The sequence below is a fragment of the Mucilaginibacter mali genome (genome assembly GCF_013283875.1).
GTDB classification, from domain to species: domain Bacteria; phylum Bacteroidota; class Bacteroidia; order Sphingobacteriales; family Sphingobacteriaceae; genus Mucilaginibacter; species Mucilaginibacter mali.
The window spans coordinates 4,965,007-4,976,953 of record NZ_CP054139.1 but is presented as its reverse complement, the minus strand read 5'-3'; the positions used below and the strand labels follow the sequence as shown (position 1 = coordinate 4,976,953).

Genomic DNA, 11,947 nt, shown 5'->3' with positions numbered 1-11,947 from the left:
CCATGAAACGTACAGCAAATGCACATTGGAACGGTACCCTGCAAGCCGGTCAGGGCGAGATCAGCACACAAAGCACCGTGCTTAACAAAACCCAATATTCATTCAAGACCCGCTTTGCCGATGGCATTGGCACCAACCCCGAAGAACTGATAGCCGCCGCACATGCCGGTTGCTTCACCATGGCGGTAGGCGCGGCTTTATCTCAAGCAGGCTTCACCCCCGGCGATCTGACCACCGATGCCATCCTTGACCTGGATATGCAGGCCCTGAGCATCACCAACATTCACCTGGAACTAAAAGCCAGCGCTATTGACGGTGTTGACGAAGCAAAATTTAAAGAAATTGCCGAAGGCGCTAAAGCTAATTGCATCATCTCTAAAGCGCTAAGTGTACCTATCACCATGAATGTAACCTACGCATAAGCGTACCGTTAAAACATTATAGGAGGCAGGGCGTTATGTTCATCGCGATAGGCGATGGCGTAGCGCCCTGTTTTTTGGTGTTTCGTATGTATCTGCCACAGATCCATCTCCCGTGATCCGACAGCGGTTTGCTTCCGGAAAGATCAGGCAAAACAATGCTGGCTATGTGTGATGGAAAAGGGAAGCGGATTTGCCCGAAGCGTTGGCATCGTGGGTGCGAGAGCTGTGGCAAATTCTTGCGTACCGTGGTTTTGCCTGATGCGGGCAAAGGCTATGTGCGGAAGGGAAGCATTAGCGCTGTCTTGAATTTTGGTTACTTTTTTTCAAGAAAAAGTAACTTGGCCCCTGCGGCTAAGAGCAGACAAACATTCATAAGCGCATGGACCTACTCACTACGAGATTGCCGCGCTATCGCTCGCAATGACAAATAGTGAGTTGAAAGGGTGTAACAAATACCCTGAAAACCGCTACATTTTTTATACTTTTAGCCCTTATTCATCATCCATAATAAAAACATAATACTGCCCGTGATACAAATTGGACAAAGCGCGCTAAGCCTTAACGATGTTGCCGAGATCGTATTCAACAAGCAACAAATAGCGGCCGATAGTGCAGCGCTTGCAAAGGTTGATGTCAATTTCAACTTCCTTAAACAGTTCTCGTCAAACAAACTGATATATGGTATAAACACCGGTTTTGGGCCAATGGCGCAATACAAGGTGAGCGAAGATAATATCCTGCAACTGCAATATAACCTGATACGCAGCCATGCTTCGGGCAGCAGCAATTTAATGGCCCCGCATTTGGTAAAGGCGCTGATGATAGCCCGTTTGAACAGCTTTATGCAGGCCTATTCGGGTGTGCATACCGATGTGATAGAATTGCTGGTAGCCTTAATTAACAACGATATTGCCCCCTGCATTTTTGAACACGGCGGCGTAGGCGCCAGCGGCGATCTGGTGCAGCTGGCCCACTTAGGCCTGGTGCTGATTGGCGAAGGGGAAGTGATATTTGAGGGCGAAGTGCACCCTACTATGGATATCTTCAGCCGCCTTAACATCAAGCCGCTGAATATCCACATCCGTGAGGGTTTGGCTATCATCAACGGTACTTCGGCCATGACGGGTATCGGTTTGGTGAACATCATCCGCGCGCGAAAATTGTTAAGCTGGTCGGTGATGTTATCGGCCATGATCAACGAGGTGGTGCAGGCGTTCGACGACCATTACTCGTTCGAACTGAACGTGGTAAAACACCATAAAGGGCAAAATAAGATAGCCGGGATGATGCGTGAGGTGTTGAAGGACAGTAAAATGATCCGTGATCGTTCAGAGCATTTATACAACCCCGATAACCTTGATCAGGAAGTGTTTGAAGATAAGGTGCAGGAATACTATTCGCTGCGCTGCGTAACGCAGGTTTTGGGGCCGATATACGATACCATTAACTACGCGCAGGATGTGCTGGAGAACGAACTGAACTCGGTTAACGATAACCCGGTGATAGACCACGAGAACCAGAATATCTTCCACGGCGGCAACTTCCATGGCGATTACGTATCGCTGGAAATGGATAAGCTAAAAACGGCCATCACCAAATTATCAATGCTGTCTGAACGCCAGTTGAACTACCTGCTGAACAGCAAGCTTAACCAAAAATTCCCGCCGTTTGTAAATTTGGGTGTACTGGGCTTCAACTTCGGGATGCAGGGCATGCAATTCACCGCTACCTCAACCGTGGCCGAGAACCAAACACTATCGTTCCCAATGTATGTACACAGCATCCCTAACAATAACGATAACCAGGACATTGTGAGCATGGGCACCAACGCGGCGCTCATCACCAAAAAAGTGATCGATAACTCGTTCGAAGTGCTGAGCATACAACTGATGACCATCCTGCAGGCTATCGACTACCTGGGTTGCCAGGAAAAACTGTCGTCGGCATCGCACGAAGTTTATGCTGCCGTGCGCCAGATCTTCCCGAAATTTGTGGAAGACCTGCCGAAATATAAGGACGCTAAAAAAGTAAAAGAGTATTTGGAAAATACCGGTTTGGTAATTCCGTTTTAAAATAACAATGCCAATAAAAAACGTCTCCCCTGCTGGGGGAGATTTAGAGGGGGCTATATGAAGTGCGCATTAATTACCGGCGGATCGCGTGGCATAGGCCGCGCCATTTGTATAAAAATGGCCGCTATGGGCTACTATGTGCTGGTTAACTATAAAAGCAATATTGCCGAGGCCGAAAAAACCTTAGCCCTTGTGCGCGAGGCTGGCGGTAACGGCGAGTTGCTGCCTTTTGATGTGGCCGATAAAGACAATATTGGCTATGTGCTGGGTAACTGGATAAACACCAACGAAGATATGCATATAGATATATTGGTGAATAACGCCGGTATCCGCGATGACAGCTTGATGGCCTGGATGGCCGAAGAGCAGTGGGAACATGTGATGAAAACCAACCTCGACAGTTTCTTTTACGTTACCCGCCTGGTGCTGAACAGCATGTTGCAACGCAAGTATGGCCGCATTATTAACGTGGTCTCCCTGTCGGGATTGAAAGGCTTGGCCGGGCAAACCAATTATTCGGCGGCTAAGTCGGGGGTTATTGGGGCTACCAAGGCGCTGGCGCAGGAAGTTGGCCGCCAGGGTATCACCGTGAACGCCCTGGCCCCGGGCTTTATCAAGACCGACATGACCGAGGGTCTTGACGAAAAAGAACTGCGCGGACTTATCCCGACCAAACGTTTTGGCACACCGGAAGAGGTAGCTTTTGCCGCCGGGTTTTTAGCCGCGCCCGAAGCCGGTTATATTACCGGGCAGGTGCTGTCGGTTAATGGCGGTTTGTATTCTTAAAGATATTTATTTTCATTGCCGTTGGTTTTAACCAACGGATCACAATAGATAAAAGGCAAGGCTTTAGCCGAACACCCGCCCTGTTTAGGCTAAAGCCATATTAGTTACTTTACACACCGTTGGCTAAAGCCAACGGCAATGAGTTTTGTTTTTAGACAATGCAATTAGCCCCGCAAAATATATTGCAACTGATACCCCAGGCACCGCCATTTGTAATGGTGGACGAACTGACCTATACAGACGAAACCACTACCCGCAGCAAGTTTACCATTGCGGCAGACAACTGCATGGTGTTTGGCGGCATGTTCAGCGAGGGAGGCCTGATGGAAAATATCGCCCAAACTGCTGCGGCAAGGGTTGGCTATTTGGCTTCGCTTGAAAATAAGCCGGTAGCGGGCGGCTATATCGGCGCGGTGAAAGACTTTGAGGTGCTGTTTTTACCGCCTGTCGACAGTGATCTAACCACCGAAATAAAAATAGAAAACCAGGTGTTTAATGTAAGTGTTATTTCGGGGCAGGTGTGGTGTAAAAATGAACTTTGCGCCCGCTGCGAAATGAAGGTATTTTTAAACGCGGACGAATAAAACAAGCGATGATCATCAACAACCCCGGCAGTATCCCCGATGTTTTCATTGTGGCCGACAATATCCTGTCGCCCATTGGCAGCACTACAGCCGAAAATATGGAAGCTTTAGCCAGGGGGGAATCTGCTGTAGTGAAGCATCAACATTTGGATATAAATCCAGAATCTATTTATATATCACTATTTGACGATCTTAGTTTTAATATAGATAAAAGCTATACAGGATTTGAATCATTATTAATTACATCTATTGCAGATGCGATAAAAAATTTAAAGTCGGGTTACCTTGATGAAAAAACGATATTAATTGTCTCTTCAACAAAAGGCAATATCAGCCTGCTGGAAACCCAACCACATACCGGTGAACTGAATAAGCGTATCGCCCTGCATACGTCGGCCCAATTAGCGGCCGATTATTTTGGCTTTAAGAACGCGCCCATCGTTATTTCCAATGCCTGCATATCGGGCGTAATGGCTATCCTTGCAGGCATGCGCCTGCTACAAAGCGGGCAGTATGAAAATGCCATTGTTGTTGGGGCTGATGTAATATCGAAATTTGTATTATCGGGTTTTCAATCGTTCCAGGCATTAAGCAGTACGATATGCAAACCCTTTGATAAAGACCGTACAGGTCTTAATTTAGGCGAAGGCGCGGCTACGGTAATATTATCCATCCACCAGCAAAACTCCGATGATGTAAAAGTAAGCAGCGGCGCTATCAGTAACGATGCAAACCACATCTCAGGGCCATCGCGCACTGGGCACGAATTAGGCTTTGCTATTAAAAAAGCTTTGCTTGATGCCGGCATTACCGCGCACGATGTGGGTTATATATCGACGCATGGCACGGCTACCAACTATAACGACGAGATGGAAGCCAACGCCATCCACTACGCCGGTTTACAACACGTTCCGGTAAATAGTTTGAAAGGTTATTACGGCCACACGCTGGGCGCTGCGGGTCTGATCGAGTCTATTATCGCAGCGCAGGCCATTAAGCAAGGCATCATTTTCCCCAGCTTAGGTTATGCCGAAAATGGGGTAAGCCAACCCATCAATGTGGCTACATCCATAATTAATACTACCGTTAAACGCGCGTTGAAAACAGCATCTGGATTTGGCGGGTGCAACGCGGCAATGATATTGAGCAAGTAATGGCAGCAGAAAAATATATCACCGGCACCTGCAACATCAGCAATAAACGTGTTGTACAAAATGGCGAAACGCTGTTCACGGGCGATGCCTCGGCTGTGGATAGTTTCCTGCTATCGGCCTACCAGCATTTTCATTACAGCTATCCCAAATTTCATAAAATGGATAACCTGTGTAAGCTGGGCTGGCTGGCCGCCGAGGTTTTGTTACAGGGTTTTGATAAAAATTACTATCACGCCGAACAGCTAGGCACCGTATTAATGAATGCCAACAGCAGCCTGGATATGGATCTGCGCTATCAAGCCAGTATGGCGGGCGTGCCTAGTCCATCCCTATTTGTATACACGCTGCCAAATATTGTTGCCGGAGAAATTTGCATCCGTCATCATTTTAAAGGAGAAAATGCTTTTTTTGTACAGCCAAATTTCGATGCCGCGTTCCTGGTGCAGCAGGTGGGTTATTTGCTTGATCATAATATCCTGCAAGCCTGCATTTGTGGCTGGTTAGATGTGCTGGGGGCGGAATATGAGGCTAAATTGTTTTTGGTAGAGAAAGTTAAAAAGGAGAACGCGGTGGCGTTCTCGGTTGAAAATATAAAGTAACAAATTAGACGCGTCATTGCGAGGAACGAAGCAATCTCTAAGTTAGCAGAGTCGACTTGTATTATCGACCTTAGTGCATAGAGATTGCTTCGTTCCTCGCAATGACGTGATGAAGAGATTAATGAACACACCGGTTTATATAGCAGGCGCAGGCGTAATATCGGCCATTGGCAACAATGTGCAGGAGCATCTCAGCGCGTTTAAAAATGAGCAGGCAGGCATGGGCGATATCACCCATTTCGATTCGGCGCATAAGGGGATCTTGCCGGTGGCCGAGGTAAAAATGACTAATGCCGAACTGGTGGAGAAAGCCGGGCTGGATCATGATGCCAGTCGCACCACCTTATTAAGTCTGCTGGCCGCGCGTGAGGCCCTGGCCGATGCCGCTATTCCCAATATCGGGCAATGGCGTACCGGTTTCGTATCGGCCAATACCGTTGGCGGTATGGACAGGAGCGAGGATTTTTTTATCGATTTTTTAAAAGATAACAGCAAAGGCAAGCTACGTAACGTATACGACCACGAGTGTGGCAGCATTACCGAAGCGGTGGCCAACGAGTTGGGCATTACCGGCTTTATGACCACGCTTAGCACCGCCTGTTCTTCATCGGCCAACGCGGTGTTTTATGGAGCAAGGTTGATCCGCAATGGCCTGCTGGATGTAGTAGTGGCCGGTGGTGCCGATGCGCTTACTAAATTTACTTTGAACGGGTTTAATACGCTGATGATATTGGATAAGGAGTTCTGCCGCCCGTTCGACCAGAACCGCGAGGGGCTTAACCTGGGCGAGGGAGCTGGCTATGTGGTGCTGGTATCCGAAGCGGTGGCTAAAACCTTAAATAAAGAAATGTATTGCCAGCTAAGCGGCTATAATAACAGTAACGATGCCTATCACCAAACGGCATCATCGCCCGATGGAACAGGTTCGTACATGGCCATGCAGGGTGCGTTAAAGAGAGCTGGACTACAGCCAACGGATATTAAGTATATCAATGTACACGGTACGGGCACACCCAATAACGATAGTGCCGAGGGAACGGCCATCCGCCGCCTGTTCGATCCACATTATCCGGCTATGAGTTCTACCAAATCGTTCACCGGGCATACACTGGGTGCCAGCGGCGGCATCGAGGCGGTGTTCTCGGCACTGGCGGTGAAACATGGTATCATTTACCCCAACCTGCGTTTTAAAACGCAGATGGAGGAATTGCCTGTACCACCTGAAACGCATTTCCGCGAGGGGCAAACAACAGATCACGTCATGTCTAACTCGTTCGGGTTCGGCGGCAATTGCACATCATTAATTTTTTCGAAAGTATGATGAAAGCATATATCCGTTCGGCATCCGCTATATCGGCCCAAAATACTTTTGGCGACCAGGGCTTTTTAACCGATGTGGTTGAATCCCTGGGTACCCGCCTGAAAGCCATCGAACCCGACTATAAAACCTATATCGACCCGAAGCTGATCCGCCGGATGAGCCACGTGATAAAAATGGGCGTAGCCGCTGCTATGGATTGCCTGCACAAAGCTAATGTTGAGCAACCCGATGCCATTATCACCGGTACAGCCTTCGGTATTATGGAAGATACGGTGACCTTCCTCACCCGCATTATCGAGATGCAGGAAGAGATGCTGCCGCCTACGGCCTTTATCCAATCAACCCATAACACGGTGGCCGCGCAGATAGCCCTGATGCTGAAGTGCCATAATTACAATAATACTTTTGTGCACAAGGGCGTATCGTTCGAGAACGCCCTGCTGGATGCCCTGATGCTGATCAATGAGGGGGAAGCCCAAAACGTTTTGGTGGGCGGGATTGATGAAATGATTGACACCAGCTTTACGGTACTGACCCGTTTAGGCTTGTATAAACGCTGGCCGGTAAGCAATCTTCAGTTGTTTAAAGAAAAATCGAAGGGCACTATTGGCAGCGAGGGCGCGGCGTTTTTTGTACTGGCCAACCAACCCGGCAACAAATGCCTTGCCGAACTGACCGCGCTAAAAACGTTCTATAACCCCGATATTACTTTTGAAGCGACAGAACCTATCCGGGCATTTCTTAATGAAAACGGATTAGCTGTTGACGACATCGATCTGCTGATTACCGGGAAGAATGGCGACATTAAAAATGACGAACCATACGATAAACTAAAAGACAGCTTATTTGCGCAAACCGAAGCGGTTAACTACAAGCACCTCAGCGGCGAATACCCGACTTCTTCGTCATTCGCCTTGTGGCTGGCGGCAAATATCATCCACCGGGAGACTGTTCCGGCGGTATTGTTCGAAAAAGAGGTTGTAATAACCGCGCCTAAAAAAGTGTTGATCTACAATCGCTATCAAAACAAATATCACTCGTTGATGCTGGTGTCGGCATGCTGATCTTATGGCTTTGTTTTTACCGAACCAATGCAGGTATCGCCTTCTTCTAAACCGTCTATCCACACTTTTAAAAACTTAATGCGATCTTTTGTAAGGCTTTCCAGGTAGGCGGCCTTACACATCAGTTCAACCGACCCATAAAAACCCGGTTCAGGATACTTGGCAGCCAATTCCGCATCCCTAAGTTGTACCCACAGTCGTTGTGCTATAACAAACTTTTTTATGAAAGTTGGTTTCGATGAATAGTCCTTAAGTATCTTTTGATAGATCATATTTAACTCTTTATCGGCCTTTTTATATCGTTCGCCAGCCTGCAAATTCATTGCCTGCTGGCTTTGGGCATGCAACTTAAGCAGAGGTAAAGAAATTAAAATCAGGAAAAGAAATTTGGATAAGTTATTTTTGATGGCTTTCATTTTCTAAGGTCTTTTATTCATCAAATATAAGATGTGGAACCTACGTTTAAATTTATGCTGAAAGATCATTTCTACCATATTCTTAACTTAACCCATGCCGATAATGCAGTGACAGTATCGCTGCAATTAAATGTTGGTCACACCATATTCAGCGGGCATTTCCCCGGGCAGCCGGTGGTGCCGGGGGCATGCATGCTACAAATGGTTAAGGAGATCCTGGCCGAAGCCGTGCCGGGTGATCATCAACTAAAAAAAGCCGCTAACCTGAAGTTTATTGCCCCTGTTGACCCCAATATGGTTGATGAATTGGAGTTGAAGCTAACTTATAAAGCTATTGATGATGGCTTGCAGGTTAACGCATCGTTGCTTAGCAATGGGGTGGTGAGTTTTAAGATGCAGGGGGTGTTTTCCTAAAATACCTTGTCATTTCGAACGTAGAGAGAAATCTCCTATACGCGCGATAGGTCTGCGCATTACTCATCGCACGTATAAGATTTTTTCCCTCCGGTCAAGAGATAGTTCTCTTTCGCGCCCACGCACATTCCTTTCCGGCTCTATAGTATGACAATTTATTGAATTACTCCCCCCTTTCCAGCAGATCGGGCCGGCGCTGGCGGGTGCGTTCAAGGGCTTGTTCAAAGCGCCATTTTTCTATTTCGGGGGTATTGCCGCTCAGTAGTATATCGGGGATCTTATTGCCGCGCCAATCAGCCGGACGGGTGTAAACGGGGGCATCCAGCATATCATCCTGGAAGGAATCTGACAAGGCCGAGGTTTCGTCGGATAGTACGCCCGGGATCAGTCGCACAACAGCATCCACCAAAATAGCCGCGGGTAGTTCACCGCCAGAAAGCACATAATCTCCAATAGAGATCTCGCGGGTAACAAACAGGTCACGGATCCGCTGATCGATACCCTTGTAATGCCCGCACAGCAGAATAAAGTTTTGCTTTATGGATAATTGATTGGCAATGCCCTGGTTAAGGGTCTCACCATCCGGGGTTAAAAATATCACCTCATCGTAATCGCGTTCGGCTTTTAGCTTTTCAATACAGGCTGCGAATGGCTCAATCATCATCACCATGCCGCTGCCGCCGCCATAAGGGTAATCGTCCACACTTTTATGCTTGTTGGTGGAGTAATCGCGCAGGTTATGTACGTGTATTTCGGCAAGGCCCTTTTTTTGCGCCCGCTGCAAAATAGAATGGGCGAAGGGGCTTTCCAGCAAGCCAGGCAAAACGGTAATGATATCAAAACGCATGGGGCAAAGGTAAAGATTAGTGATTAGAGATCAGAGATTAGTTTTTAGCAACCTGTCATACCGAACTTGTTTCCGCATCCCACAGGCAGGTCTGATAACCACAATGATGACTTATCAGATGAGATACCGAAACAAGTTCGGCATGACGTACTATAAGTAATTAGTTGTTTAAACGGGTAAACTTTCTAACTTTAAAACCGTCAAAAATAATATGGACGTTAATACAGATCAGCAGAAACCAAAGAAGATTGGCCTGGCCTTATCGGGCGGGGGTATACGTGGCGTATCGCATTTGGGGGTGATACAGGCGCTAACCGATCATGGCATCCAATTTTCGCATATCTCGGGCACCAGCGCGGGGGCTATCGGCGCGGCTTTTATCGCGGCCGGCTACGCTCCGCAGGATTTTTTGCAGATGATACGGGAAGCCCGGCTGTTTAAATTGCTGCGCCCGGCAATGAGCGGAGGCGGGTTGGTGTCGATATTAAAAGCCCGCTTTTTAATCAACCAATATATCCCGCATAACTCTTTCGAGAAGCTGAACACCCGCATCACCATTGCCGCTGTAGATCTGGGCGAGGGCAAGCTGGTTTACTTTACCGATGGCGAGCTTGACCTGGCCGTATTGGCTTCCTGCTGTTTACCGGGCATATTTAAGCCCATTGTAATTAACGGCCACATGTATATCGATGGCGGCATCCTGAATAACTTCCCGGTTGAGCCGCTGGTGGGCAATTGCGATCTCATCATCGGTTCCTCGTGCAACCACCTGCCGGTAATTACTGAGATCAAATCCTTCGGCAATATGATAGACCGCGCGGCCATGATTGCCATCAACGCCAGCTTAAACACGCACAAAAGCTTGTGCGATATTGTAATAGAACCGCATGGGCTTGGCGGCTACGGCGTTTTCGATACCGACTGCGCCGAGGAAATTTATATGATCGGTTACGAAGAGGGCCTGAAAGCCATTAAGGGCAACGAGATACTGAAAGGCGTGGTGGCGGGGTTGAAGGGAAGTCGGAAAGTCCGGAAGACGGGAAGTCCGAAAGACAAATAAGAAATAAAGTTTACCGTCGCAAAAAGCACGATCATCTTCCGGACTTGCGGACTTCCCGTCTTCCGGACTAATTACAACTTCCGCTCAATTGTCCATTTATGCCCGAATGGGTCTATAAATTCGCCTTGTCGCCAACCGTACTCAAAATCGGTTACGGGCATTGTAGGGGTTGCTCCGGCAGCAACGGCACGGTCGAAAACGGCGTGCACATCATCTACCAATAAACCAATGGTTACCGTACCGCCATGCGCGTTTAGCGGTGTTACCGTGTTGGAAAACTGCGTGATCTCGTGCAGGTGAAACAGGGCGTCATCTATCATAAATTCGGCCACGTGCATGCTGCCGTCGTCGTTATTAATGCGCATGGTCTCTACCGCGCCGAATGCGTTTTTGTAGAAATCGATATCGTAGGTGCCGTTCTTAACGGCAAGCACAGGAGCAAAGGCGGTGGGCTGTTTCATAAGTCGCTTATTTTTAAGATAAATTTAGAATATCGAATGATAAATAATAAATAACAAAGTCGATCATTATTTATCATTTACCATTCGGTATTAATAACCGGGTTTCAGTCCCCTTCCTCCAATGTAAATATCTCCTCCACCGCTTTTCCAAACACCCGGGCAATTTTCATGGCCAGTACGGTTGAGGGTACGTAGCGGTTACTCTCAATAGTATTAATGGTTTGGCGCGATACGCTTACCAGGTCTGCTAATTCGGCCTGGGTGATGTTTTTTATGGCGCGCTCCACGCGAATGTTATTGATCATGACGTGCCAAATTTAGTTTAATGAACGGTTTAAACGATACAACACCCAGCGGAAGCGGATAATAAAGAACACCAGCGGCACCCACAGGTTAAGGCGCAGTACATCTGTCGCGTCTATCCCGGTGGTAAATATAAGGCTCACTACCAGCACCAGGTAATTCAGGTATAAAGCCCATTGTAAAGAATCGAGCCGCAATTGCGAAATATGCTCGTCCTCCACCTTCTCTTTAGAAAAGGCGATCATCAGCAGGCTGACCAGAATAAATACATAAGTCAGGATAAAAAACACGTGATGATGGCTGAACAGTCCATTGTTATTATCATCAAAGCGGATGTTCGCCAGTTGCAGCAGATGTATAAGCGGAAAATGGACAATAACAATGAGCGCCAGGCCGATAAACTTAAAATAATATGGAAACAGGAAACGGGTTTTCATGGATTTT

15 protein-coding genes are annotated in these 11,947 nt (G+C 47.6%); 10 read left to right on the top strand and 5 right to left on the bottom strand.

Annotation, left to right across the window (positions count from 1 at the left end; all coding sequences use genetic code 11):
- The first annotated feature begins 2 nt into the window (after nt 1–2).
- The 8 genes from HQ865_RS21050 (at nt 3) to HQ865_RS21015 (ending at nt 8,002) form a co-directional block, all read left to right on the top strand.
- Nucleotides 3–422 carry an OsmC family protein gene (locus tag HQ865_RS21050; RefSeq protein WP_173416796.1) on the top strand — a complete coding sequence of 140 codons (420 nt, stop codon included), beginning with the start codon at nt 3–5 and terminating at the stop codon, nt 420–422.
- A 527-nt stretch (nt 423–949) separates the two neighbouring features.
- On the top strand, nt 950–2,494 hold the full coding sequence (locus HQ865_RS21045) for an HAL/PAL/TAL family ammonia-lyase (protein WP_173416795.1): 1,545 nt from the start codon (nt 950–952) through the stop codon (nt 2,492–2,494).
- Nucleotides 2,495–2,551: 57 nt separating this feature from the next.
- Nucleotides 2,552–3,280, top strand: a complete 729-nt coding sequence (gene fabG / locus HQ865_RS21040; protein ID WP_173416794.1) for a 3-oxoacyl-ACP reductase FabG — start codon at nt 2,552–2,554, stop codon at nt 3,278–3,280.
- A 158-nt stretch (nt 3,281–3,438) separates the two neighbouring features.
- Nucleotides 3,439–3,864 carry a 3-hydroxyacyl-ACP dehydratase gene (locus HQ865_RS21035; protein WP_173416793.1) on the top strand — a complete coding sequence of 142 codons (426 nt, stop codon included), beginning with the start codon at nt 3,439–3,441 and terminating at the stop codon, nt 3,862–3,864.
- Between the two features lie 8 nt (nt 3,865–3,872).
- The gene (locus HQ865_RS21030) at nt 3,873–5,018 is read left to right on the top strand and encodes a beta-ketoacyl-[acyl-carrier-protein] synthase family protein (protein ID WP_237073524.1); all 1,146 of its coding nucleotides are present in this window, start codon (nt 3,873–3,875) and stop codon (nt 5,016–5,018) included.
- On the top strand, nt 5,018–5,617 hold the full coding sequence (locus HQ865_RS21025; RefSeq protein ID WP_173416792.1) for a beta-ketoacyl-[acyl-carrier-protein] synthase family protein: 600 nt from the start codon (nt 5,018–5,020) through the stop codon (nt 5,615–5,617). Before HQ865_RS21030 ends, HQ865_RS21025 begins: the two co-directional genes overlap by 1 nt.
- Nucleotides 5,618–5,726: 109 nt before the next feature.
- Complete coding sequence (locus HQ865_RS21020) at nt 5,727–6,938, top strand: beta-ketoacyl-[acyl-carrier-protein] synthase family protein (protein WP_237073521.1); 1,212 nt, start codon at nt 5,727–5,729, stop codon at nt 6,936–6,938.
- The gene (locus tag HQ865_RS21015) at nt 6,935–8,002 is read left to right on the top strand and encodes a beta-ketoacyl synthase chain length factor (RefSeq protein WP_202020411.1); all 1,068 of its coding nucleotides are present in this window, start codon (nt 6,935–6,937) and stop codon (nt 8,000–8,002) included. Before HQ865_RS21020 ends, HQ865_RS21015 begins: the two co-directional genes overlap by 4 nt.
- 2 nt (nt 8,003–8,004) lie before the next feature.
- On the opposite strand, the gene HQ865_RS21010 is transcribed toward HQ865_RS21015, so the two are convergent.
- Entirely contained in the window at nt 8,005–8,418 is a 414-nt protein-coding gene (locus HQ865_RS21010; RefSeq protein ID WP_173416791.1) for a lysozyme inhibitor LprI family protein, read from the bottom strand.
- Between the two features lie 33 nt (nt 8,419–8,451).
- Here HQ865_RS21010 and HQ865_RS21005 point away from each other — a divergent pair, with 33 nt between their 5' ends.
- Nucleotides 8,452–8,832 (top strand): 3-hydroxyacyl-ACP dehydratase, encoded by a 381-nt coding sequence (locus HQ865_RS21005; protein ID WP_173416790.1) that lies wholly within the window; start codon nt 8,452–8,454, stop codon nt 8,830–8,832.
- Nucleotides 8,833–8,995: 163 nt separating this feature from the next.
- Here HQ865_RS21005 and trmD read toward each other — a convergent pair whose 3' ends face one another.
- Nucleotides 8,996–9,679: a tRNA (guanosine(37)-N1)-methyltransferase TrmD gene (trmD, locus tag HQ865_RS21000; RefSeq protein ID WP_173416789.1), complete on the bottom strand. Its 684-nt coding sequence runs from the start codon at nt 9,677–9,679 to the stop codon at nt 8,996–8,998.
- Between the two features lie 211 nt (nt 9,680–9,890).
- On the opposite strand from trmD, the gene HQ865_RS20995 reads away from it, so the two are divergent.
- On the top strand, nt 9,891–10,739 hold the full coding sequence (locus HQ865_RS20995) for a patatin-like phospholipase family protein (RefSeq protein WP_173416788.1): 849 nt from the start codon (nt 9,891–9,893) through the stop codon (nt 10,737–10,739).
- A 71-nt stretch (nt 10,740–10,810) separates the two neighbouring features.
- On the opposite strand, the gene HQ865_RS20990 is transcribed toward HQ865_RS20995, so the two are convergent.
- From HQ865_RS20990 to HQ865_RS20980, 3 genes are all read right to left on the bottom strand, one after another.
- Entirely contained in the window at nt 10,811–11,200 is a 390-nt protein-coding gene (locus tag HQ865_RS20990; RefSeq protein ID WP_173416787.1) for a VOC family protein, read from the bottom strand.
- Between the two features lie 104 nt (nt 11,201–11,304).
- Complete coding sequence (locus HQ865_RS20985; protein ID WP_173416786.1) at nt 11,305–11,505, bottom strand: helix-turn-helix transcriptional regulator; 201 nt, start codon at nt 11,503–11,505, stop codon at nt 11,305–11,307.
- A gap of 12 nt (nt 11,506–11,517) precedes the next feature.
- Nucleotides 11,518–11,940, bottom strand: coding sequence for a hypothetical protein (locus tag HQ865_RS20980; RefSeq protein ID WP_173416785.1), 423 nt, complete (start codon nt 11,938–11,940; stop codon nt 11,518–11,520).
- Nucleotides 11,941–11,947: the final 7 nt, after the last annotated feature.

Coding starts and splice junctions, on each gene's coding strand:
- HQ865_RS21035 (WP_173416793.1), top strand. CDS start 3,439: ATGCAATTAGCCCCGCAAAATATATTGCAACTGATACCCCAGGCACCG.
- HQ865_RS21015 (WP_202020411.1), top strand. CDS start 6,935: ATGATGAAAGCATATATCCGTTCGGCATCCGCTATATCGGCCCAAAAT.
- HQ865_RS20980 (WP_173416785.1), bottom strand. CDS start 11,940: ATGAAAACCCGTTTCCTGTTTCCATATTATTTTAAGTTTATCGGCCTG.
- HQ865_RS21050 (WP_173416796.1), top strand. CDS start 3: ATGAAACGTACAGCAAATGCACATTGGAACGGTACCCTGCAAGCCGGT.
- HQ865_RS20985 (WP_173416786.1), bottom strand. CDS start 11,505: ATGATCAATAACATTCGCGTGGAGCGCGCCATAAAAAACATCACCCAG.
- fabG (WP_173416794.1), top strand. CDS start 2,552: ATGAAGTGCGCATTAATTACCGGCGGATCGCGTGGCATAGGCCGCGCC.
- trmD (WP_173416789.1), bottom strand. CDS start 9,679: ATGCGTTTTGATATCATTACCGTTTTGCCTGGCTTGCTGGAAAGCCCC.
- HQ865_RS21010 (WP_173416791.1), bottom strand. CDS start 8,418: ATGAAAGCCATCAAAAATAACTTATCCAAATTTCTTTTCCTGATTTTA.
- HQ865_RS21030 (WP_237073524.1), top strand. CDS start 3,873: ATGATCATCAACAACCCCGGCAGTATCCCCGATGTTTTCATTGTGGCC.
- HQ865_RS21020 (WP_237073521.1), top strand. CDS start 5,727: ATGAAGAGATTAATGAACACACCGGTTTATATAGCAGGCGCAGGCGTA.
- HQ865_RS21025 (WP_173416792.1), top strand. CDS start 5,018: ATGGCAGCAGAAAAATATATCACCGGCACCTGCAACATCAGCAATAAA.
- HQ865_RS20990 (WP_173416787.1), bottom strand. CDS start 11,200: ATGAAACAGCCCACCGCCTTTGCTCCTGTGCTTGCCGTTAAGAACGGC.
- HQ865_RS20995 (WP_173416788.1), top strand. CDS start 9,891: ATGGACGTTAATACAGATCAGCAGAAACCAAAGAAGATTGGCCTGGCC.